The organism is Pseudoalteromonas xiamenensis (genome assembly GCF_017638925.1).
Taxonomy (GTDB): Bacteria; Pseudomonadota; Gammaproteobacteria; order Enterobacterales; family Alteromonadaceae; genus Pseudoalteromonas; species Pseudoalteromonas xiamenensis.
In genome coordinates this window covers 2,610,001-2,634,089 of record NZ_CP072133.1, presented here as the reverse complement: position 1 = coordinate 2,634,089, position 24,089 = coordinate 2,610,001, and the positions used below count along the sequence as shown (strand labels likewise).

The following is a 24,089-nucleotide window of genomic DNA, read 5'->3' as shown; positions in this document are numbered from 1 at the left end:
ATTGAGACCTTAGTCGTAACAGCTGATTTACGTTTACGTAAACTGTTAACTGGTGCGGCTATCGATGTTATATTCTCTTTAAATTACATAGGCTTAAAAAACATGATTCCATATTCTCCACAAAGGTTAGACCAGTTAAAGTTACATTCGACATTAGTCTATAAGTAATTAGGAAAAGACGCTTATCCATCTGATTTTATGCAGTTTATTGAAATAGAATTTATCTCAACGAGTGAAGCACTACTTTTGTTCATAAGTTTGATATGGTTACATTTATGAGTTCAGAGACTTAACATGATCAACCTTGCCATGTTACCGATAAAAAAGAGAAGTTATGACGGCTGCACTATTATTTGTCGCGATTTGCTATATAGGGTTACTTTTTTGGCTCGCAAATTGGGGGGATAAAACAACGCCATTGGCGAAAAAGATTACGCACCACCCCTTCGTCTATGCTTTTTCATTGGGAATTTATTGCACCTCTTGGACGTATTACGGCTCTGTTGGTACTGCGGCAAGTAGTGCCTGGCATTATCTCCCCATTTTGTTAGGGCCGGCGTTGTTATTTCTGTTCGGGCAAGGCTTTTTGCGAAAACTGATACTGGTCAGCAAAAAACAAAATATCACGACTATCGCGGACTTTATTTCTGCACGATATGGTAAACGCCAGACTACCGCCATTATGGTTACTATCATTGCGTTGCTTGCGACCATCCCCTACATCGCGTTACAACTAAAAGCGCTGAGCAGCAGTTTCTTACTGCTACAACGCCAAGAAACTCAGCTTTCGGGGACCATGCTCGCGTTATCTGGTACTATCATAATGGCAATGTTCGCCATCTTCTTCGGGACACGAAAAGTCGATGTCACAGAGTACCGTTCGGGACTAATGCTCGCGGTAGCATTCGAGTCTATCATCAAACTTCTAGCCCTAAGTGCTGTGGCATTTGTTGCTGTGCTAACACTTTTAAAAGTGGACCATTCCCAGATATGGGCGCATTGGCAGGACTTTGATTTTGGCAATTTTAATTTTATTGGGCAGACGCTTATGGCCGCAGCAGCGATCATTTGCTTGCCAAGGCAATTTCACGTAACGGTTATTGATAACCAAGATAGAAGACACTTAAAAACCGCACGTTGGGCGTTTCCGCTTTACTTGATGTTAATTGCCGCCATGATAATTCCAATCGCGTCCGCCGCAATTCATCCTGCAATTGGCCTAGGTATTTCCGCAGATAGTTTTGTGCTCGCGCTCCCGCTTATTGAGGGACATCCCCTAATCACAACCTTTGTGTTTATCGGTGGCTTGTCTGCGGCTACCGCAATGATCGTGGTCGCGACGTTGACGCTCAGCACCATGATCTCCAATGACGTTGTTTTACCACTCCTATTTAAACGTAAATTCAAACGTAATCTCATTTCGAGCAACTTTAAAACCCAAATTTTGCTCGTACGTCGATTTACCATCGCCGCCATTTTACTGCTTTCCTATTTTTATCAGCAGTGGTTTGGCCACGGCGAGGCTTTAGCGAGTATGGGTACTTCGTCGCATTTTCATTAGTAACGCAACTACTCCCAGCCATTGTCGGTGGGCTGTATTGGCGAAAAGGTCATGCATACGGCGTTTACGCAGGATTGCTCGCCGGTGTAATTTGCTGGATGCTGTTCCTCATGCTCCCGGTGCTTGAAGCGACGGGAGGGATCGACCCGGAGTTTCGACAAACACTCATCACTCGAGGCACACTTATCGCCTTATTTGCTAACGTTGCTTGCTACATTAGCTTCTCATTAGGTGCAAATGAACGACTCATAGATAAAATACAAGCCGCCGCGTTTGTGAGTCCAAAAGAACAGGCCATCTTAACCAAGCGTCTCAACAAACACGTTAAAGCAACCATTTACGATTTCAAAATTCTTCTACAAACTTTTCTAGGCGTACAACGTAGCCAGCAAGTGCTTGCCGTATATTCTATAAATCACGATATAAGCGACAACAACGCTCAACCTGAACAAGACTTTATCGCCTATTGCGAGCGTGCGCTTGCAGGCGTACTTGGTGCATCCTCTGCCCAAGCGCTTATTCATACGGTTGCATCTGGTAAACAAATGGCGTTCGAAGAAGTTGTCAATATATTCGATGAAACCACTCAAGCGCTGCAGTTCAATCAAAACCTATTGTTTACGTCTCTTGAAAATCTCTCACATGGCATTTCGGTGGTTGATAAAGATCTCCACCTCGTTGCTTGGAATAAGCGCTATAGCGAAATGTTTCATTATCCCGAAGGATTTTTGGAAGTTGGCATGCCAATCGAAACCATTATCCGCTTTAATGCCGAGCGTGGTGAATGTGGTCCGGGTGAAATAGAGAAGCACGTGGAAAAGCGAGTTCAACATATCCGCAATGGCACTCCCCATCATTTTATTCGCCACAGACGCAATGGCCAAGTGTTCGAAATGATTGGAAATCCCTTACCCGAAGGGGGATTCGTGACGAGTTTTTCAGACATCACAACGCACATCGCAACTCAAAATGCGCTTGAAGAAATTAACATGGATTTGGAAAATCGGATCGAAGCACGAACCCAAGAAATTCGTAATATTAACTTAGATCTTCAAGCTCAAATTGCCAGCCGAGTGGAAATTGAGAAAGCATTAACGGAAGCGAAGAAAGAGGCTGAACGAGCAAACGACAGTAAAACTCGGTTTCTTGCCCTTGCGAGTCACGATATTTTACAACCGCTAAATGCTGCACGACTTTATTTAGCGTCAATAGACAATCCCCAGCTATCTAAGAACAACCAAGATACTTTGCACAAATTAGGTGACAGCTTGGATTCAACAGTTCATTTAATGTCTTCATTATTAGAAATTGCCAAGCTGGAACAAGGAGCAATGAGTTCCTACACCTAGGCATTTTTCAATCCACGATATTCTCTCTCCGTTAGCAAATGAATACGCTATCTTGTCCAAAGACAAAGGCTTAACGTTAAAGGTACGCGGAAAAGATTGTATCGTTCACAGTGACACCACCTACCTGCGACGGATCATTCAAAATCTTGTCTCAAATGCAGTGAAATACACGGATAACGGTCAAGTTCTGGTCGCATGTCGACATCGACGTCATAGCCTTCGAATTGAAGTGTGGGACACAGGACCCGGTATCTCCGAAGTTGAACAGCAAAAAATTTTTAACGACTTTTATCGCATTCACAAATCGGATAATAAAGGCGTCGGACTGGGTCTTGGTGTTGTTAAACGCCTATGCGATTTAATGAGTATTCCACTAAATGTTGCCTCGATCCCCGGCAAAGGCAGTCGTTTTAGTATCGATGTGCCTATTGGTGACAGTGCCTTAGTGCAGCAAAAAGTTACGCTAAAAAGCGCAGTGGAAAGTAAGCCTCAATTATCGGTGTTAGTCATTGATGACGACCCGAAAAATCTTGAAGCAATGGCGACACTTTTGCAAAAGTGGCATTGCCAATATACATTATTTTCCAGTGTGCAAAGTGCTATCGACTTTGGCAAACAACACAAAGCCCCAGATGTAATGCTGGTTGACTATCAATTAGGCGAGAGTTGCGATGGCGTGACGCTCATCAAGACACTCCGCGAGATTTGGCAACATGAAGTACCCGCTATCCTCATTACCGCTGTGCGAGATCCTGAATTGAAAACTCACGTTAAGACACAGGGTATTCATTATCTCTCGAAACCGGTGAAACCTGCGAAGTTGAAAGCGCTGTTGAATCATAGTCATTAGGGCAGACATTTGACCTTAAAAGACACTACCGATCGACGATATAACGTCGTATAGTGGTTAACCCTGTTTATATCGGTAAGGAATGAGGAAATGTCGATAGTATTAACCGCGGAATGTCCCGATGATGTTGGACTTATCGCGAAAATTACGGGCTTATGTTACGAGCACCAGCTCAACATCACTCGAAATCAGGAATTTGTAAATAAAGAAGCTGCACGTTTTTTTATGCGTACCGAGTTATCTACACGTCCAAGTGATAGCTTTTTAACGGAGCTGAAGGCACGTTTGCCCATTGGCAGTAAGGTAGAACTACATAGTAATGAAAAAACCAAAGTAGTACTGCTCGCAACGAAAGAGGCTCACTGCTTAGGCGGAGTACTACTGAAACAGTTTGAGCAAGCTATGAACATCGACGTGCTTGCAGTAATCGCAAACTATCCTGATCTAGAACCACTAGTAAAAGGCTTCAATGTGCCTTTTCACGTTGTCTCACACGAAGGGTTAACACGTGAGGAACACGATAAAAAAGTGGGTGATTTAGTTGAGGAATACAAACCGGATGTGATTGGGCTTGCTAAATACATGCGTATCCTAAGTCCCAGTTTCGTCTCTCGTTTTAGTAACCGAATTATCAATATTCATCACTCTTTTTTGCCCGCATTTATCGGCGCTAGGCCTTATCACCAAGCATTTGAACGAGGCGTAAAAATCATTGGTGCGACCGCACACTTTGTGAATGATGAGACTCGATGAAGGGCCTATTATTTTGCAAGATGTCACCCAAGTAACACATGCAGATAACGCCGAAGACATGGCCAAAATTGGTCGAGATATTGAAAAAACCGTTTTTTGTAAGGCGTTACAATTAGCCTGTGAACAGAAAGTGTTTATCAATGGCAATAAAACGGTGGTTTTTGCTTAAACACGAATAGATTGAATGTAAGAGGCATTGCCTCTTACGCTGATGGTTCGATTGGTTCTAGTTGTAGTTTTGAGGCGATCAGCACAGCTTGAGTACGGTTATAAACACCCAATTTTCTAAATATTGCAGTAATGTGGGCCTTTACGGTGGCCTCAGAAATATTCAATTCATACGCAATTTGCTTATTTAACAGTCCTTCGTGTAAATATTGCAGCACTTTGTATTGTTGTGGGGTTAGCGAAGCAACTTGTTGTGCAAGCTCCTTATCTTCAACGGTAATGGCAGCGACTTTATCTTTAATTGATTCCGGCAACCAAGACTCCCCTTCAAGGATTTGCTCTATAGCATATGCAATGTCATCAGAGGATGACGCCTTTGGGATAAAGCCCATTGCTCCATATCCCATGACTTTAGAGACAATCGTTAGGTCTTCACTGCCCGAAACGACGGCGATAGGCAAACTAGGGTAATCTTCACGAATACGAATAAGTCCATATAAGTCGCCATTGCCTGGCATGTGGAGGTCTAACAACAACAAATCTAAGTCTTCTTGCTCAGACAAAACAGCCAATGTGCTGTCGAAATTATCCGATTCGAATACAGTTAAGCCTTCAATTCGAGACAGTAAGGCCCCTTTTAGTGCTTCCCTAAATAGAGGATGGTCATCCGCGATTAAAAACTGACTCATGGTTTGCTCCTAAAAAATCGGCTGCCCTTGAGCGCAAGGGCAGCCGTTATAGTACGTTTATAACTCAATGAGAATCAAGTTTTTAACGCTCAATTAACGGTTCAAGCGATTCTCAATCAACTCTTCAACCACAGATGGGTCTGCAAGCGTTGACGTATCACCCAATTGCTCGTATTCATTCGCCGCGATTTTTCGCAAAATACGACGCATAATTTTACCTGAGCGTGTTTTTGGCAGACCTGGAGTCCATTGGATCATGTCTGGTGAGGCAATAGGACTCAATTCTTTGCGAACCCAATTACGCACTTCTTTCGTTAACTCTTCAGTGACCGTGACACCCTCATTTGGCGTTACGTATACATAGATGCCTTGGCCCTTAATGTCATGCGGATAACCAACGACTGCAGCTTCCGCTACTGATTCGTGTGCAACTAACGCACTTTCAATTTCCGCAGTACCTAAGCGATGTCCAGATACGTTTAGTACGTCATCCACACGACCCGTGATCCAATAGTAGCCATCTTCATCACGACGACATCCATCGCCCGTAAAATAAACACCTGGATAAGCGGAAAAATAGGTTTGTTCAAATCGCTCATGATCCCCAAAGACTGTACGAGCTTGAGATGGCCAACTATCGAGGATCACTAAGTTGCCCTCTGTAGCACCATCCAATGTATTACCTTCCGCATCGAATAGCGCAGGCGCAATACCAAAGAAAGGACGCGTCGCTGAACCCGGTTTCATATCAATTGCACCAGGGAGTGGCGTGATCATGATGCCACCAGTTTCGGTTTGCCACCACGTATCTACAATAGGGCATTGCTGGTTACCAATTTTATCGTAATACCATGTCCATGCTTCTGGGTTAATTGGTTCGCCAACCGAACCAAGCAAACGCAATGATTTACGTGTAGAAGAGGCTGTTGGTTCATCACCTTTTGCCATTAACGCTCGAATTGCGGTAGGTGCTGTGTATAGTATCGTAACGCCATGTTTATCAACGACATCACCGATTCGACCAGATGTAGGATAAGTAGGAACGCCTTCAAAAATAACTTGTGTGCAACCATTTGCAAGTGGACCATACGCCATGTAGCTGTGGCCTGTGATCCAACCCACATCGGCTGTACACCAATAGACATCATTGTCTTTCATGTCGAACACGTATTCGTGCGTCATTGATGCGTAAACTAAATAACCACCAGAAGTATGTACCACGCCTTTTGGTTTACCTGTTGACCCAGATGTATAGAGAATGAAAAGCGGATCTTCCGCATTCATTGGTTCCGGTTCACATGTCGCAGGTAAATCGGCAACAAGGTCATGCCACCAAACATCAACATCATTCCATTCGACTTCACCGCCAGTCAGTTGATGAACGATAACATGTTCAATCGTTTTCACGTCTTTGTGTGTTAACGCCTCATCGACGTTCGCTTTCAGAGGCACGCTATTACCACCACGGCGCCCTTCATCAGAAGTGATTACGACTTTTGCGCCCGAATCGACGATTCGGTCAGCAATTGCGGTTGGCGAAAAGCCACCAAAAACCACGGAGTGAATTGCGCCAATACGCGCACACGCTTGCATCGCATAGATAGCTTGAGGCGTCATCGGCATATAAATCGCAACACGGTCGCCTTTTTGAACACCTAATTTGCGAAGGCCATTTGCTAGTTTTGCTACTTCGTCGTGAAGTGTTTGATAGGTAATGTTTTCACTTTGATTTGGGTTGTCCCCTTCCCAAATCATGGCAACTTTATGCGCTTTGTCTTTTAAATGGCGGTCGATACAGTTATACGACACGTTTAACACGCCATCTTCATACCATTTTATACTAATGTGGCCTTTATCGAATGACGTGTTCTTTACTTTGCTATACGGGGTAAACCAGTCCAGTCGTTTGCCTTGTAAAGCCCAAAATTGCTCAGGATCGTCTATAGATTGTTGGTATAGTTCGTTATAGCGATCATTATCAACGAGTGCTGTGTTCTTGAATGCTTCAGGAACTGGATAAATACTCTGTGACATAGTCATCTCCATATTAATTTATTGGCCTTGCGGCTTTCCTCAAGGATCTATCAGCAATATCCCTTAAAGTATTAGACCTTAGTTGTAATTCGGCTATTTATACTCAGCTAAATTTATCTGTTTCAGAAAAATTGTCTAAGCTTCACGCAGTAAGTCGTTCTAATTCCATTATTTATATCAATAAAGTTAGATTTACCGTTACAATTAGTACCCAATACAAAAACACATTAACACACGCGACCTTAGTCTTATAGACCAAAGGGTAATTGAGTAAAAAGCAACCTTAGACAAAAGTGATTTTGACCAGTTGGCTCGTTTTTTGTGCGAAGCCCATTAGAGGAACTTAATGTATGACAACCAAAACTATGACAACAAAATCTTTGTGTGCACTTGCGGTTGCAAGTGTTCTCAGTGCTCCTGCTCTAGCGACAGACCTTAATGGTACATCAGTAAACTATGGCGGTTACATCAAACTAGATGCAATGTGGAGTGATTTCTCCGACGGTTCACTAGGCGCGCAAAATCTAGGCCGAGACTTTTACATTCCGAGCAGCACACCGGTATCCGCAACCTCAAGTGAGGATGCGGTATTTGACATGCACGCGAAACAATCTCGATTCTTTTTCGGTACTAAAACAGCGCTTGATGATGGGAGTAGTATCGATACGAAAATCGAACTCGATTTTTTAGTGACGCCAGGCGGTAACGAGCGTGTTAGTAACTCGTATGTGCCTCGTATTCGACAGGCCTATGTGACATATAAAGGTTGGTTGTTTGGTCAGGCTTGGTCAAACTTCCAAAACGTTGGTGCATTGCCGGAAACACTTGATTTTGTGGGTCCAACAGAAGGCACCGTATTTAACCGTCAAGCCATGATCAAATACACAACAGGTAATTGGTCGTTCTCAATGGAAAACCCTGAAAGTACAGTAACAGTCAATAAAGCGATGGTTGTTACCGATGATGCAAGCATGCCTGATTTTACCGCACGCTACACGCACACTGCTGATTGGGGTAATTTTGTTGTGACCGCACTTGCTCGTCAACTGACTTACAAAGCCGGTGCTGCTGATGAAACGGAATCTTCATTCGGTATCAGTGCGTCCGGTATGGTGAAAGTTGGTTCGAAAGACAACGTTAAGTTTATGCTTACACAGGAGCTCTGGACTTGGTCGTTATGTAGGCTTGAACGCGGCGCACGGGGCGGTTTATGACGGCAGCAAGTTAGATGCTATCGATTCAACATCAGGCTTTGTCGCATATCAACACTTCTGGAGTGATCAACTACGCTCTACATTCTTATATTCATTCTTTGATGCAGATAATAATGTCGACCTACTCGCTTACTCTGGAGACCCTACGAAAAAAATTCATAGTTATAGCGCTAACATCCTTTACTCGCCAGTTAAAAAACTAACGTTCGGTGTTGAATATAAAGTCGCAAATCGTGAAACAGAAAGTGGATTAGACGGTGACTTAGACCGCATTCAACTTTCAGCTAAATACGTTTTCTAATCAACATCTTCTCCCTAAAAACAAGAAAGCGGCTTACGCCGCTTTCTTTTCGCTTAATAATCGATACTCATCGATTATAGTTCTAATTCACTTTCTGCAAGGCCCGGATCAACACCTTCTTCAGGCTTAATTGTTGCCTGTAGAAGTAACATGTCACGTAGTTTGCCTTCAATCTCGTTCGCAATTGCCACGTTTTCTTTTAAAAACTTAATCGAGTTCGATTTACCTTGGCCAATTTTGTTACCATTGTAGCTATACCAAGCACCCGACTTATCAACAATCTTGTGCTGTACACCCAAATCAAGTAACTCACCTTCTTTGGAGATACCTTCACCATACATGATGATGAATTCTGCTTGTTTAAATGGCGGCGCTACTTTGTTTTTTACGATCTTAACACGAGTCTCGTTACCGACGACTTCTTCACCTTCTTTTACCGAGCCGATACGACGAATATCGATACGAACCGATGCATAAAACTTCAGTGCGTTACCACCTGTGGTCGTTTCTGGGTTACCAAACATCACACCAATCTTCATACGGATTTGGTTGATGAAAATACACAACGTGTTTGAACGTTTGATGTTTGCAGTAAGTTTACGAAGAGCTTGTGACATTAGACGCGCTTGCAAACCTACGTGTGTATCACCCATTTCACCTTCAATCTCAGCTTTAGGTGTAAGTGCAGCAACTGAGTCAACAATCACAACATCAACGGCGCCTGAACGTACTAACATGTCGCAGATTTCAAGAGCTTGCTCACCTGTATCTGGTTGAGATACGAGTAATTCGTCAACGTTTACGCCTAACTTTTGCGCATAAACAGGGTCAAGTGCGTGCTCTGCGTCAACGAACGCACAAGTTTTACCTTGCTTCTGAGCTTCTGCGATAACTTGTAAAGTCAGCGTTGTTTTACCTGAAGATTCAGGACCATAAATTTCAACGATACGGCCTGTAGGCAAACCACCAATACCAAGCGCAATATCGATACCGAGTGAACCTGTCGAAATCGCTTCAATATCTAAAGCTTGGCTATCACCCAACTTCATGATTGAACCTTTACCGAATTGACGCTCGATCTGAGACAGTGCTGCTTCCAACGCTTTTTGCTTGTTATCGTTCATTTGCTTCTCCAAACTTGCTGAATACATCCAGTATACTGTATAGAATTACAGTATCAAGCTAATTTTTATCATTAAGCAGCTTCAGTAAATTTTCTAAAGCAAAAGCAATAGCTTGGCTTCTAACTTCAGATCGATTTCCTGAAAAGGTGTGTGACACACTCATTGTTTTATCCAGTACTTTCCAAGCAAACCACACAAGTCCCACCGGTTTTTCCACACTACCACCTGAAGGTCCTGCGATGCCGGAAACCGCAATGGCCACATCAGCATGAGCCGCCGAAGCACCACCATTTGCCATTTCACGCACGACTTGCTCACTGACAGCACCAAAAGCCGCAAGGGTTTCAGTTGAAACATTAGCCAGTGCTGATTTAGCGGCATTGCTATAGGTGACAAAACATTGTTCAATGTAAGCCGAGCTTCCGGGGGTATCCGTGAGCGCGTAACTGATACCACCACCTGTACATGATTCAATAGTAGTGATCGTCAATCTCTTATCCGTTAGAATACTCCCTACTTTTGCAGCAAGGGTCGTTATCTCTTGATGTAAGTTCATAGTTAACCTTAGGTAGCAACATGCCAATTGATCTCTATTCTGAACATACTATAAAACAACAAACTCCAATGATGCAGCAGTATCTGCGTATAAAGTCGGAGCATAAAGACATTCTATTGTTCTACCGAATGGGCGATTTCTATGAATTGTTTTTTGACGATGCTAAAAGAGCGGCTCAACTGCTCGATATTTCGCAAACTCATCGTGGAAAAGCCGGTGGAGAACCAATTCCTATGGCGGGTGTGCCCTATCATGCGGTTGATAACTATTTAGCACGTCTTGTGCAGATGGGAGAGTCGGTCGCAATTTGCGAACAAATTGGTGATCCCGCCACCAGCAAAGGTCCGGTAGAACGTAAAGTGGTTCGTATCGTTACGCCAGGTACTGTCACAGATGAAGCTTTACTTCAGGAACGACAAGACACCCTACTGGCCGCGATTTGGCAAGACAAAACCACCTGCTTTGGCATCGCTTACCTTGATATAAACTCAGGTGAGTTTACTGTTGTTGAACTCGACACTGAAGAGGCCGTGCTCTCAACACTGCAACGCTTGCAACCCGCGGAACTACTTTATCCTGAAGAATTCAATGCACTCCATATCGTGGAAAAATACAAAGGAGACTCGCCGCAGGCCTCAGTGGGAGTTTGATTTAGACACGGCAAATCATCTACTTTGCCAACAGTTTGGGACACAAGATCTCGTTGGATTCGGCGTCTCACAGTCCACAAGAGGTTTGATTGCTGCGGGCTGTGTGATGCAGTATGTCAAAGACACTCAGCGCACGGCATTACCGCATATTCGAGCAATTCGCCTTGAGAAAAATGAACATGCCGTCATTCTTGATGCCGCGACTCGTAGAAACTTGGAGCTGACCACCAACTTAGGCGGTGGCATTGAAAATACGTTGGCTCAAGTTTTAGATAAAACAGCGACAGCAATGGGGTCTCGCTTACTTAAACGTCGAATTCATACGCCGATACGAGATAGGCTTGAACTCAATGCTCGTTTAAACGCCATTTCGAGCATTATTGACGAGCAACTGTATTTGTCGCTATTTGAGCTATTAAAGCAAATTGGTGACATCGAACGCGTAGTTACTCGACTTGCTCTGTGTAATGCTAGACCACGAGATTTAACTCGATTGCGTTTTGCATTAGAAGTACTCGCTCCCTTACACGAGGTACTGGCACAAAGCCAAGATTCACGTCTCACTGCAATCTGCAGTAAAACACCTGAATTTCCTGAGTTACTTGAACTTTTGACTCGCGCCGTTGTTGAAAACCCTCCCGTACTCATTCGAGATGGTGGTGTAATCGCTCCTGGCTACAACGCGGAACTGGATGAATGGCGTGCACTCAGCGAAGGCGCGACAGACATCCTTGAGCAATTGGAAGAACGCGAGCGGGTTCGCACTGGTATCAGTACCCTCAAGATAGGCTTTAATAAAGTACATGGTTTTTACATAGATGTAAGTCGTGCAAACAGCCATTTAGTGCCAGCCGACTACATTCGTAGACAAACTCTCAAGAATAATGAACGATATATTATTCCTGAACTTAAAGAACACGAAGATAAAGTACTTGGGAGTCAAAGCAAGGCTTTGGGTCTTGAAAAGCAACTCTATGAAGAACTGTTTGAATTCATCGCACCTTACATCGAACAATTGCAGCTTATGGCCGCCGCTTTGGCCGACTTGGATGTGCTAAATACATTTGCGGAACGTGCGCAGACACTCGATTATTGCAAACCTGAATTACATGAACACGATGGACTTAATATTGAAGGCGGTCGTCATCCTGTTGTTGAACAAGTGTCGAAAGCGCCATTTATCGCAAACCCTGTAAAGCTCAGCACAGACCGTAAAATGCTGATTATTACCGGTCCAAACATGGGGGGTAAATCAACTTACATGCGCCAAACCGCGTTAATCGCGTTAATGGCCCATATCGGTAGCTTTGTTCCAGCTAACCGCGCTCAAATTGGGGCTATCGATCGTATTTTTACACGTATCGGTGCCAGTGATGATCTTGCTTCTGGCCGCTCAACATTTATGGTTGAAATGACTGAAACGGCAACGATATTAAATAATGCGACGAGCCAATCCTTAGTATTAATGGATGAAATTGGGCGTGGCACAAGTACGTACGACGGCTTGTCTTTAGCTTACGCAACCGCAGACTATCTCGCGTCGAAACTATCAGCTAAAACGTTGTTTGCAACACATTACTTTGAGTTGACTGAGACTCGCTCAACTGCAGCAGGGCCTCGTCAATGTACATTTAGATGCGGTAGAGCATGGTGACACGATTGCGTTCAAGCACACTGTGTTGGAAGGCCCAGCGAGCAAAAGTTTCGGATTGCAGGTTGCGGCACTTGCGGGGGTTCCCAAAGATGTGATCCAAACGGCAAAACGAAAACTGGCACTGCTAGAGTCACATCAATCCGTGATTGAAACCGAATTAAATGAACCCAGAAATAACATGACGGGGACCGCACAATCACAGCTATCACTGTTACCAGCTACAAGCCCTGTAGAAGACAAACTGACGAGTATTGATCCTAATGAATTAACGCCAAAACAAGCGCTTGATTTATTGTTTGAACTTAAAGCGTTAACGAAGTAGAGCCGATGAGGTCTGATTCGTTGAGTAACGAGCGAATACTTTCATAAGTCTATACGTCTACGAATAAAGTAAAAAACCACTCAAGAGAGTGGTTTTTTTATACAAAATTGACGTATCAGAGCTGCTCAAAAAGGCTATCTGTACTTAACCCTTCGTGTTGCAAGATATCTTTCAAGCGGCGTAGTGCTTCAACTTGAATTTGACGCACGCGTTCACGAGTTAGACCGATTTCTCGACCTACATCTTCAAGCGTAGATGGTTCGTATCCAAGCAAACCAAAGCGACGGGCGAGTACTTCTCGTTGTTTTGGATTCAGCTCACCCAACCAATCAACAATATGGCGGTTGATGTCGTTGCTTTGAACTTCATTCTCAGGACCGAAACCGCGTTCATCCGTTAAAACGTCCAATAACGCTTTGTCATTCTCACCACCTATAGGCGTATCTACAGAGGTGATCTTTTCATTGAGTCGGAGCATCCGACTTACTTCTTCAACAGGCTTATCCAAACAGGCGGCTATTTCTTCAGCCGTCGGCTCGTGATCGAGTTTTTGTGTAAGCTCTCTTGCGGTTCGCAAGTACACATTTAATTCTTTTACAACGTGTATCGGTAAACGAATGGTGCGGGTCTGGTTCATTATTGCACGTTCAATCGTTTGACGTATCCACCAAGTTGCGTATGTAGAGAAACGGAATCCGCGCTCAGGATCGAATTTTTCGACGGCTCGGATCAGACCTAGATTGCCCTCTTCGATTAAATCGAGTAGCGCAAGGCCACGGTTATTATAACGACGAGCGATTTTGACCACTAAACGTAAGTTACTTTCAATCATACGTTTTCGTGAAGCTTCGCATCCTTTGAGGGCTTTACGTGCGAAGTAGACTTCTTCTTCTGCACTAAGTAAGGGGGAAAATCCGATCTCACTCAAATAAAGCTGAGTCGCATCGAGATTTTTGACGGCTTCATCTTTTAAAAAAATCTCTTCGTCAGCGTCATCTTCCTCGTTGAGTATTTCTTCATCATCAATTGATTCGTCGATCGTTACTTCATCTTCGAATTTGTCTTCAAAATCGCTCGTTTTCTTTGATTCAAGTTTCGCTGTTTGACTCATACCGTCCTCCCAAGCAACTTAATGATCATATCCATCCGATTGGATTAAATTAGTTTTTCGGTAAATAGATCACCGGATCAACAGACTGCCCTCTAAAGCGGATCTCAAATCTGAGCGCCGATGATTCAGCATCTGTACTTCCCATTTCGGCAATCTTTTGACCAACTTTAACCTGCTGTTGCTCTCTAACAAGCAATTTTGAGTTGTGTGCGTATGCACTTAAATAATCATCATCATGTTTCAATATGATTAAATTGCCGTAACCGCGTAAGGCGTTTCCAGCGTACACAACGACACCTCCAGCAGCAGCAACGACGTTAGTCCCTTGTTTGTTACTTATCTGCAAACCTTTGTAGCCATTTTCCTTAATCGAAAACCGTTGAGTAATTTTACCCGACGTAGGCCAAATCCAATGTACCCCTTTACTATCCAACTGCTTGGTACGACTGGATTTTTTACTGACCTCTTTTTGAACATACTCTGGTTGATTTTTAGGATCAAGATCTTTTTTTACAATTTTGTTATATTTTCGTTGTTGAGAACTAGACTTATTACTCAGATTGGTATATTTTTTGCGCTTTTTATTTTTATTATTGGAATTGTCAAAAAACAACTTCTGACCAGGATAAATAGTGAATGGGGCGGGAATATTGTTGCGTTTTGCAACTGTGCGAAAATCTTGATTTGCTGCGAATGCAATAGAGAAAAGTGTATCGCCCTGCTTTACAACGTAGGAAGAACCTTTAATATTAATTTTTTGTGGTGAAGACATCGGACGAGTTTCCAAGCTACTCACTGGTGCCGGCTTTTGACGGGAACTACACGCGCTTAAGACGATACATGCAGACAACAATGTAACAACGCGCCAATGTAACACTGTCCTCTCCTCGGCCTATTTCCTAATCGATTAACTAATTAACGTCTTGAAAATAAGATTAAAGCACAATTTCTCCAGCGACTAAAGGCACAAACCGAACTGCGGCCAGCTGTTCGCTTTGGATTCCTTGCTCTGTTTTCCTAAACAACATTAACGTTTGCTCACTTTCTCCGATTGGAGCAATCATGACACCATTTAATGCAAGTTGTTCAAGAAGTGCTTCTGGCACCGTTTTAGCTGCCGCGGTAACAATAATGCCATTGAATGGCGCCTTACTCGACCAACCCTGCCATCCATCGCCATGTTTCATTGCAACATTGTATAAGTCGAGTTGATGCAAACGCCTTTTCGCCTGCCATTGTAGTGACTTGATGCGTTCTATAGAGCAAATTTCATCGAAGGTTTGTGCCAAAATAGCGGTTTGATACCCTGACCCCGTACCTACTTCAAGTACTTTGCCTTTCACGCCTGCATCCAATAGTAACTCGGTCATTTTCGCGACAATGTAGGGCTGCGAAATCGTTTGTCCTTGCCCTATTGGCAGCGCAGTATTCTCATAGGCTTTATGTTTTAGTACGTCATCAATAAATAAATGTCTCGGCGTACGCTCTATTACTTGTAAAACACTCGCATGGCGAATGCCATTTTGCTGGAGTAATGTTTTTAACGCCGAAGCGCTACGAGAATAATTACTAAGCACTTAGTCCACCTGTAACCACGTTTTCATTGCATCAATACTAGAGTGGGCTGTCATGTCGATTTGCAATGGAGTAATCGACGCATAACCGCTATTTATCGCATGAAAATCGGTGCCTTCTCCGGCGTCACTTTCATTCCCAAGCGACCCATACCAATAAATCTCGCGACCCCAAGGGTCTTCTCGCTTAGTCATCGTTTCAGCTTTATGACGAGCACCCAAACGCGTCACTTTCATTCCTTTTAGTTCAGACAACGGAATGTCCGGTACATTTAGGTTTAGAATTTGGTCTTTAGGTAGCGGGTGTGCATTTAAGCGTTTAATGATATCAACTGTGACTGCAGCTGCCGTTTCATAATGAGCTTCTCGTTTTGAACACAATGAAACCGCTATTGCAGGTAAGCCCATATGACGGCCTTCCATTGCGGCTGCAACCGTCCCCGAGTAAAGCGTATCATCACCTAAGTTAGCTCCACAGTTTATGCCTGCAACCACTAAATCAGGTTTTGCTTCCATCAGTTGGTTTACCCCTAAATGGACACAATCTGTTGGCGTACCATTGACCGAAATGAAACCGTTATCCAAGGTTGTTGCTCGAAGAGGATTGAGTAAAGTTAGTGAGCTGCTTGCACCACTGCAGTTTCTATCCGGTCCAATAACCGTAACCTCTGCAATTTGGCTTAGAGCATGGTATAAAATTGCAATCCCCTTTGCATGCACACCATCATCGTTACTTAGTAGTATTCTCACTTACTCAATCTCCTCGCTGATTACTTTGCTGACATCTTGATAGAGCGCAAGCTCTCTTAAAACCGCTGTTGCGAATGTGCCTTTTGGTAACTCAAAGCCTAGCTTCAACGTCGTTTCATTCACTGATTCCACGGTAAAATTTTGCGGTACTAGGCGAAGAGCACGACGTTCCATTTTTAATCCAAGTTGACACAGTCCTTCACACCATTTTTGATAGCTTTCAAGCCAGTGGCGTTCTTGTTCTACTATGCCTCTGTCTCCTTTACCAAACAAGGGGGCTGATAAATGAATATCACCTTCCAATAATCGTGCGACATTTGCATCACTTAAATCCTCTTCAAAAAAGGCGTTACTTCCTTCAAGAAGAAAAATCTCTCTCGGCCAACTGACAGCAAGCCCATGCGCTTCCACTCTTTTACTAACAACGTGATTAAATAATGCCGAGCGGGCCGCAGAGATCACCAATCCTCGGAGTTTCTTATCGCGGATCACTTCTCCATCGAACATCCGCTCTGCCATCGTCAAATTGTGGCCATCAAAGCCAAAACGCTGTTCACCAAAATAATTTGGCACACCTTGCCTAACCGCGTTTATTCGAGCCAGAATAGCGCGAATGTCAGATACATTCCGCAACGTAATTTCAAATCGATTACCTTTGTGGCATCCCGTACGCAACTTACGATTATGCCTGAGTTGCTGTATCACCATCCGTTGTTCATTGTTCAACAAACTAAAATCGATGTCTTTTTTAATTGCGACAGGTACGCTAAACCACTGAGTACAAACACCGTGTTTATCCTTGAGTCCAGCATAACTTACATCACGAAGGCCGACACCTGCCGCTTTAGCAATTGCTTTTGCAAGACTAATGGTGTTTTCACCTCGTTTGATGATTTGCAGGCACACATGTTCACCTTCACCGGTAAACTCAATGTCCATGACCTCATCCACCACAAAATCTTCCGGCAAGGTCTTAAACTCAGCCGTGGCAGTCGGTTTCCCATAAAGGTAGTTAAGCGTTAACATGCTTTCACCAATAACACGACGGCATGACTCGAAATACCTTCCTTACGACCTTCAAAACCTAATTTTTCGGTTGTTGTGGCTTTTACATTCACATTGTCGATGTGCGTTTCACAATCCGCAGCTAAATTAGCGCGCATGGCGTCAATGTGTGGGCGCATTTTAGGTGCTTGCGCCACTATCGTTACATCAAGGTTACCTATTTTATAACCTTTTTCTTTTACTAGACCAAAGACGTGCCGGAGTAAAATCCGACTGTCGATATTTTCATACTCACTGGCTGTATCAGGAAAATGCAGGCCAATGTCACCTAAAGCGAGTGCGCCAAGTAATGCATCACACAGAGCGTGGATAGCAACGTCGCCATCGGAGTGCGCAAGAAAACCTTGATCGTATGGGATTTTGACTCCACCGAGCGTAATCGGTCCTTGCCCACCAAATTTATGTACATCAAAGCCGTGTCCAATTCTTATCATTGTGCATTCTCTTTTTGTTTGTTGAGCAGATAGCAAGCCAAATCGTAATCTTCAGGCGACGTAATTTTAATGTTATCACTGCGTCCCGACACCAATTGCACAGGCAAGTTCAGTCGCTCCATCGCGGAGGCTTCATCGGTAATAGTATGAGGTGCTTCTTTAAGTCCTAGTTCTAACGCCGCTAATAATTCGTCAAATTTGAACATTTGTGGAGTCAGAGCTGACCAAAGTTGTTCTCGAGGGACCGTTTTTTCAATTTTTGTATCGCCCTGTTTAATCGTATCTTTCACTTTAGATGCGAGAATACCTCCCTCATCTTTTTCCAAGCATTGAGTTACGAGCGTCGCGATATCTTCAGGCAGAACTAATGGACGAGCAGCATCGTGTACCAACACCCAATCGGGCTTGTCATCTCGTAAATGCTTAAGCGCGTTAAACACCGATTCCGCACGCGACGCACCACCAAAGCAAGCGCATACTCTGTTATCGGTAAACGTAATATCGGAAAAGTAATCATCTTCTTTACTTATCGCTATCACCACGGTCGTGATACATGGCAAAGCAAGGAGTTTGTGTACGGTGTGCTCGAGAATGGTTTGGTCTTGAATAACTAAGTATTGTTTAGGGAAATCTAGCTGCATCCGACTGCCGACACCGGCAGCAGGTATAACAGCGGCTATCTTAACTCGATTTTTCATGGTTGTTTTGCAGGTAATACTCGAATAAAGGTCTCGTCTTTTTTGATCAGGCCAAGTTCATGTCGAGTCCCGTTCTTCAACGCCTTCCAATCCAAGTTTAAGGTCATCAATGTCCGCTTTGAGTAAGCGATTTCGTTTTTGTAATTGCGTATTTGTTTCTTTGTGTTCAACCACGGCATGTTTGATATGAACATAATCCTGGATGCCATTATGCCCAAGCCACAATTTATATTGTATATACCCTGCAAGACAAAGCAGAATAAGCTGAAACATTCGCATTTATGCGCTCCAATTACGTCGTCGGCTGACGGAGGTTCAGTTTCGCTTTTTTCACGTCTTTCCAATTTATACTACTGGCCAGCAGCATTTCACGTAACGTTAAAAGCCTAGGGGCTGATGGCTTTCCCAATTTCCACTGGTGTCCACAACAAGCAGCCGTCATCAGTGCCAGTGTTGGTTTTAATAATCTTAAATTCGGGTTCTCTTTGTGTTCACCCGTCAGATGAAACCAACCGTACTGATTGCAATGCACGCTATTTTCGCTCAACTGATCTAGGCTGTCCATGAATAGCTGACAATAAACTTCATCTTTATGGAGGATGGGAACAACTAAGCCCAATTTGCCCGCTTGTTTAAAATAGCCTTCTGTTTTAAGCGGATCTGCATTTGGCTGCTTACGAATAGGACTTAACCAACAGGCATTTTGTGTATCAAGTTGGATGGGAATATCACCTTGAACGATATGGCGAGCCGCACGTTCAACGTATATCGGTAGGCTTTTCAATAAACGCTGCATACGCGCCAAATCGGCCAATTGACTAAGATGGCTAATTTCTCTGGCGTAAAACACATTGGCAAGCTCAGCGAATGCTAATCTTTCTGCTTCATTTTGCCAAATCGTTGTTTGTAATTGGTTCGTTACTACGTCACGCTTCAAGTGGCCTCCTTGATGTGTAGCCAGTTATAGCATGCCAAGGAGGACAAATAAACGTCAGGATGGCGGATTTTTAGTCTTTTGGCCTATGACCCAATTTCGCGCTGCCATCGGCTAAAAACTGAATAACCGCATCGCGCTTTTTGCCAAGCAGCAAACTGCCATCCGCCAAAAACATAAAGTTTTGCCAAGTGCGTTTAAACACATCGAAACGTGTTTCAATAACATGTTCTCTGGATAAGCAGAAATACACTGTTGTGTTATCTTCCCAACCCAAAAATGTGGTAAATACTTCAGGAAGTTCAGGTTCTTCGGCTTCCCATTTTGCTTCCCAATTGACGCTTTCTTGCCAAGACTTACTGTCACCAGTCCATTCTGACGAGACAAAGAAATCAGGATGATCTTTTTCTTTGCTAACCATCGTAGTCCATAGCGTTGCCGATCGAGCTGCGCTCATTAATTTGATCTGTGCCAGATCCTGCTCTTCAATGGGAAGATCTTTATGTCTAAATACCCAGGCTTTTTTAAATTCATCTAGGGCAATATAATTCATGCTTATGCCTAATTCGAAAATCACCTGACTATTATACGGAGCAGGACGTGCAAAACCAAATCAAACCTGGACTTTACCAACATTACAAAGGTCCAATGTACAAAGTACTCTTTGTTGCTACTCACTCAGAGACAGAAGAATCGCTCGTTGTATATCAAACTCAGTACGGTGACTTCGACCATTGGGTAAGGCCACTTGCTATGTTTACTGAAGAAGTCGACTTAGATGGTACTCGCGTTCCTCGATTCAAATATGTAGGTCCTAGCAACTAAGTTGAGGTCACATAATGAGTATGGCAAGATATTTACCATACTCATTAGACCAGAGACTATTATGCTTTTTACCGGCACGGATTCATACATTGCAACATCCGCTCTTCAGCAAGCCGTCAATGCGGCAGTTATACTAGAAAAACCTCTACTTATAAAAGGCGAACCAGGTACGGGTAAAACCTTACTCGCGGAAGAACTAGCAAAAAGCCTAGAAACAGAGTTAATTCAGTGGCACATAAAATCCACCACGAAAGCTCAACAAGGCCTTTACGAGTATGATGCAGTATCGCGTCTTCGCGATAGTCAGCTTGGTGACCCTCGAGTCCACGACATCAAAAACTACATTAAAAAAGGGAAACTATGGCAAGCCTTTAGCGCTGAAAAACGTCCAGTATTGCTAATTGATGAGATAGATAAGGCTGATATTGAGTTTCCAAATGACTTGCTGCTTGAACTCGACAAGATGGAATTTCATGTTTACGAAACAGGAGAACAAGTAAAAGCGGCAATTCGCCCGATAGTGATCATTACCTCCAATAATGAAAAAGAGTTACCAGATGCGTTCCTACGCCGATGCTTCTTTCACTATATCGATTTCCCTTCTCTAGATGAAATGGAACAAATTATTGATGTTCATTTTCCCAATATCCAACAACGATTAGTAAAAGAAGCGTTAGAAGTGTTCTTTAAACTAAGAGACATACCAGGACTGAAGAAAAAGCCCAGTACAAGTGAACTGCTAGATTGGTTAAAACTTTTAATGGCCGATCAGATTGACCCTCAGGTCTTACAGGACAAATCACATCAAGGAGGATTGATGCCACTGTTTGGAGCACTGCTTAAAAATGAGCAGGATGTCAGCTTAGTCGAAAAGCTCGCATTTATGGCGAAACGATAAGATGTTACTCAAATTCTTCTTCACACTAAAACGCCATGGTGTAAAAGTCAGTCTACGTGAATGGCTAGATCTGCTGAAAGCACTTGAAAATGACTTATGTTTCGCTGACATAGAGGGATTCTATCATTTAGCGCGTACTATTTTAGTAAAAGACGAAACACAGTTTGATAAATTTGACCGAGCATTTGCTCAATATTTTCAAGGAATCGAGAACTTAGACTTAGTTTCTGCACTGCAACAACATGAAATACCGACTGAGTGGCTCAGGAAAGAGTTTGAGAAACATTTGTCTGAAGAGGAAAAAGAGAAACTAAAGGCTTTAGGTGGGCTTGAGGAACTGCTTAAAACTTTGCAGGAAAGGCTTAAAGAGCAATCGAGTCGTCACGCAGGCGGGAATAAGTGGGTTGGAACAGGTGGAACCTCACCGTTTGGCGCTTACGGATTTAATCCAGAAGGTGTTCGTATTGGTCAAGACGGCAATCGCAATCGTCGAGCGGTAAAAGTATGGGATAAACGGCAATATCGCAATTTGGATGACAATAGCGATATTAGCAGTCGTACAATGAAGTTAGCGTTAAAAAAACTTCGTAAGTTTGCACGTAGTGGAGCAAGTGACGAGCTGGATCTAAACGAGACTATCCGCGCAACAGCCCAGCAAGGAGGAATGTTGGATGTTGTCATGTCACCGGAAAGACATAATGCCGTTAACGTAATCATGTTGTTTGATATTGGTGGCTCGATGGATGATTATATCCACATCTGCGAAGAGCTATTCAGTGCGGCACGAAGTGAATTCAAGCATTTAGAATTCTTTTACTTTCATAACTGTGTCTATGAACATGTGTGGCAAGATAACCTTCGCCGCCACGCTGAAGTAATAGATACGTACCAATTAATCCACCGTTTTGGCAGAGACTATCGCTTGATATTTGTTGGTGATGCAACTATGGGACCATACGAAATCGCGTATCCAGGGGGCAGTGTAGAACACTGGAACCAAGAAGCAGGAAGCGTTTGGATGAAACGACTCACCGATCATTTTGAAAAAACGGCTTGGCTCAATCCTCAACCCAAAGAACATTGGCGCTATTACCATTCTATTGAACTAATGAATCAATTGATGGATGACCGTATGTATCCTTTGACCTTAGATGGCATTTCTAGCGCGATAAAAGACTTAAGCTAACCTGTTCGATACTCAAAGAGTTTTTTAACGGTACATGTTTACTAAACGAAGGGCTATTTACCTATGCGATTGATTCTCCGAATAGTTTTGGCATCGCAGTTTGAAGGTGTCAGCAGAGTATTTGAAATGTACAAAGGCCTCTTCGTTTGACGAGGCCTTTCTTTTTATCGTGACCAAGTGATAAGTCTACGGGGATTATTCCAACCTTAAATTAGTTTTGGATATATTTTTGAGCGCACAAAGCACAAAAACAACCTGACTCGTTCGGATCGGGCTTTCTTTAATTAAGAGTCGGGGGCGCCTAGCCTGGCGATGGTCGGGGACTCCTGGTCCGGCTGCGCTTCGCTTGCGTTCCTCGGACTGAGAAGATTATCAATCTTCGATTCCTCGTCACCCTACTTTCACGTAGGACATCTCTAAACACGTAATAAATAAAAAGGCCTCTTCTTTCGAAGAGGCCTTTTTATTTAATTAAGAGCCTGGCGATGTCCTACTTTCACATGGCAGCTGCCACACTATCATCGGCGCTGTTGCGTTTCACTTCTGAGTTCGGCATGGGGTCAGGTGGGTCCACAACGCTATTGTCACCAAGCATAAGCTGGTCGTCTACTCGCTACCGCAAGTAAACTAAATCTGGAATTCTGATATTAATGTCTTTTACTTCGTCGTTGTCTACTTTAGTCAATACTTAACTTCTAACAACTTAAACCACTTTGGCGTTGTATGGTTAAGCCTCACGGGTAATTAGTACAGGTTAGCTTCACGCCTCACAGCGCTTCCACACCCTGCCTATCAACGTTGTAGTCTCCAACGGCCCTTTAGTGGAGTTAAACTCCAAGTGAGAACTCATCTCGAGGCTCGCTTCCCGCTTAGATGCTTTCAGCGGTTATCGATTCCGAACGTAGCTACCGGGCAATGCCATTGGCATGACAACCCGAACACCAGCGGTTCGTCCACTCCGGTCCTCTCGTACTAGGAGCAGCCCCTCTCAATTCTCAAACGCCCACGGCAGATAGGGACCGAACTGTCTCACGACGTTCTAAACCCAGCTCGCGTACCACTTTAAATGGCGAACAGCCATACCCTTGGGACCGACTTCAGCCCCAGGATGTGATGAGCCGACATCGAGGTGCCAAACACCGCCGTCGATATGAACTCTTGGGCGGTATCAGCCTGTTATCCCCGGAGTACCTTTTATCCGTTGAGCGATGGCCCTTCCATTCAGAACCACCGGATCACTATGACCTACTTTCGTACCTGCTCGACGTGTCTGTCTCGCAGTTAAGCTTGCTTCTACCATTACACTAACCGAGCGATGTCCGACCGCTCTTAGCAAACCTTCGTGCTCCTCCGTTACTCTTTGGGAGGAGACCGCCCCAGTCAAACTAC

The 24,089-nt window shown here is 43.7% G+C and carries 16 protein-coding genes, 2 rRNA genes and 5 pseudogenes (1 of these 23 running past the window's edge); 7 read left to right on the top strand and 16 right to left on the bottom strand.

What is annotated here, in order from left to right:
* Positions 1-334 precede the first annotated feature (334 nt).
* Together J5O05_RS12665 and purU are read left to right on the top strand one after the other, a co-directional pair.
* Positions 335-3,760, top strand: a pseudogene (locus tag J5O05_RS12665) (PAS domain-containing hybrid sensor histidine kinase/response regulator).
* A 90-nt stretch (positions 3,761-3,850) separates the two neighbouring features.
* Positions 3,851-4,682: pseudogene (gene purU / locus J5O05_RS12660) on the top strand (formyltetrahydrofolate deformylase).
* Between the two features lie 34 nt (positions 4,683-4,716).
* On the opposite strand, the gene J5O05_RS12655 reads toward purU, so the two are convergent.
* On the bottom strand, positions 4,717-5,370 hold the full coding sequence (locus tag J5O05_RS12655) for a LuxR C-terminal-related transcriptional regulator (RefSeq protein ID WP_208842339.1): 654 nt from the start codon (positions 5,368-5,370) through the stop codon (positions 4,717-4,719).
* A 93-nt stretch (positions 5,371-5,463) separates the two neighbouring features.
* Positions 5,464-7,404, bottom strand: a complete 1,941-nt coding sequence (acs, locus tag J5O05_RS12650) for an acetate--CoA ligase (protein WP_208842338.1) — start codon at positions 7,402-7,404, stop codon at positions 5,464-5,466.
* A 350-nt stretch (positions 7,405-7,754) separates the two neighbouring features.
* Here acs and J5O05_RS12645 point away from each other — a divergent pair.
* A pseudogene (locus tag J5O05_RS12645) lies at positions 7,755-8,919 on the top strand (DcaP family trimeric outer membrane transporter).
* Positions 8,920-8,993: 74 nt separating this feature from the next.
* On the opposite strand, the gene recA reads toward J5O05_RS12645, so the two are convergent.
* Positions 8,994-10,043, bottom strand: a complete 1,050-nt coding sequence (gene recA / locus J5O05_RS12640; RefSeq protein ID WP_208842337.1) for a recombinase RecA — start codon at positions 10,041-10,043, stop codon at positions 8,994-8,996.
* A gap of 58 nt (positions 10,044-10,101) precedes the next feature.
* A complete protein-coding gene (locus tag J5O05_RS12635) occupies positions 10,102-10,599 on the bottom strand; it encodes a CinA family protein (RefSeq protein ID WP_208842336.1) in 498 nt (165 codons plus the stop codon).
* Between the two features lie 20 nt (positions 10,600-10,619).
* Between J5O05_RS12635 and mutS the strand changes: the two are divergent.
* Positions 10,620-13,225 (top strand): annotated as a pseudogene (gene mutS / locus J5O05_RS12630) (DNA mismatch repair protein MutS).
* A 115-nt stretch (positions 13,226-13,340) separates the two neighbouring features.
* Here mutS and rpoS read toward each other — a convergent pair.
* From rpoS to J5O05_RS12580, 10 genes and pseudogenes are all read right to left on the bottom strand, one after another.
* Complete coding sequence (gene rpoS, locus J5O05_RS12625; protein ID WP_208842335.1) at positions 13,341-14,336, bottom strand: RNA polymerase sigma factor RpoS; 996 nt, start codon at positions 14,334-14,336, stop codon at positions 13,341-13,343.
* Positions 14,337-14,385: 49 nt separating this feature from the next.
* Complete coding sequence (locus J5O05_RS12620; protein WP_208842334.1) at positions 14,386-15,108, bottom strand: peptidoglycan DD-metalloendopeptidase family protein; 723 nt, start codon at positions 15,106-15,108, stop codon at positions 14,386-14,388.
* A 163-nt stretch (positions 15,109-15,271) separates the two neighbouring features.
* Positions 15,272-15,913, bottom strand: a complete 642-nt coding sequence (locus tag J5O05_RS12615; protein WP_208842333.1) for a protein-L-isoaspartate(D-aspartate) O-methyltransferase — start codon at positions 15,911-15,913, stop codon at positions 15,272-15,274.
* Positions 15,914-16,660: a 5'/3'-nucleotidase SurE gene (surE, locus tag J5O05_RS12610; protein WP_208842332.1), complete on the bottom strand. Its 747-nt coding sequence runs from the start codon at positions 16,658-16,660 to the stop codon at positions 15,914-15,916. It lies immediately after the preceding gene.
* Positions 16,661-17,686 (bottom strand): tRNA pseudouridine(13) synthase TruD, encoded by a 1,026-nt coding sequence (gene truD, locus J5O05_RS12605; protein WP_208842331.1) that lies wholly within the window; start codon positions 17,684-17,686, stop codon positions 16,661-16,663.
* Positions 17,680-18,159 carry a 2-C-methyl-D-erythritol 2,4-cyclodiphosphate synthase gene (ispF, locus tag J5O05_RS12600; protein ID WP_208842330.1) on the bottom strand — a complete coding sequence of 160 codons (480 nt, stop codon included), beginning with the start codon at positions 18,157-18,159 and terminating at the stop codon, positions 17,680-17,682. The genes truD and ispF overlap by 7 nt, the downstream gene beginning before the upstream one ends.
* Positions 18,156-18,857 carry a 2-C-methyl-D-erythritol 4-phosphate cytidylyltransferase gene (ispD, locus tag J5O05_RS12595; protein ID WP_208842329.1) on the bottom strand — a complete coding sequence of 234 codons (702 nt, stop codon included), beginning with the start codon at positions 18,855-18,857 and terminating at the stop codon, positions 18,156-18,158. The genes ispF and ispD overlap by 4 nt, the downstream gene beginning before the upstream one ends.
* Positions 18,854-19,136 (bottom strand): annotated as a pseudogene (gene ftsB / locus J5O05_RS12590) (cell division protein FtsB). The gene ispD and the pseudogene ftsB overlap by 4 nt, the downstream one beginning before the upstream one ends.
* Positions 19,137-19,149: 13 nt before the next feature.
* Positions 19,150-19,794: a hypothetical protein gene (locus J5O05_RS12585; protein ID WP_208842328.1), complete on the bottom strand. Its 645-nt coding sequence runs from the start codon at positions 19,792-19,794 to the stop codon at positions 19,150-19,152.
* A 70-nt stretch (positions 19,795-19,864) separates the two neighbouring features.
* Positions 19,865-20,344, bottom strand: a complete 480-nt coding sequence (locus J5O05_RS12580; protein WP_208842327.1) for a DUF2947 domain-containing protein — start codon at positions 20,342-20,344, stop codon at positions 19,865-19,867.
* A 47-nt stretch (positions 20,345-20,391) separates the two neighbouring features.
* Between J5O05_RS12580 and J5O05_RS12575 the strand changes: the two genes are divergently transcribed.
* From J5O05_RS12575 to J5O05_RS12565, 3 genes are all read left to right on the top strand, one after another.
* Complete coding sequence (locus tag J5O05_RS12575) at positions 20,392-20,616, top strand: DUF1653 domain-containing protein (protein WP_208842326.1); 225 nt, start codon at positions 20,392-20,394, stop codon at positions 20,614-20,616.
* A gap of 61 nt (positions 20,617-20,677) precedes the next feature.
* On the top strand, positions 20,678-21,514 hold the full coding sequence (locus J5O05_RS12570) for an AAA family ATPase (protein ID WP_208842325.1): 837 nt from the start codon (positions 20,678-20,680) through the stop codon (positions 21,512-21,514).
* A gap of 1 nt (position 21,515) precedes the next feature.
* A complete protein-coding gene (locus J5O05_RS12565; protein WP_208842324.1) occupies positions 21,516-22,700 on the top strand; it encodes a vWA domain-containing protein in 1,185 nt (394 codons plus the stop codon).
* Positions 22,701-23,177: 477 nt separating this feature from the next.
* Here the strand turns inward: J5O05_RS12565 and rrf are convergent.
* Together rrf and J5O05_RS12555 are read right to left on the bottom strand one after the other, a co-directional pair.
* A 5S ribosomal RNA gene (gene rrf / locus J5O05_RS12560) occupies positions 23,178-23,292 on the bottom strand.
* 131 nt (positions 23,293-23,423) lie between these two features.
* Positions 23,424-24,089 (bottom strand): 23S ribosomal RNA (locus tag J5O05_RS12555) (it continues 2,220 nt past the right edge of the window).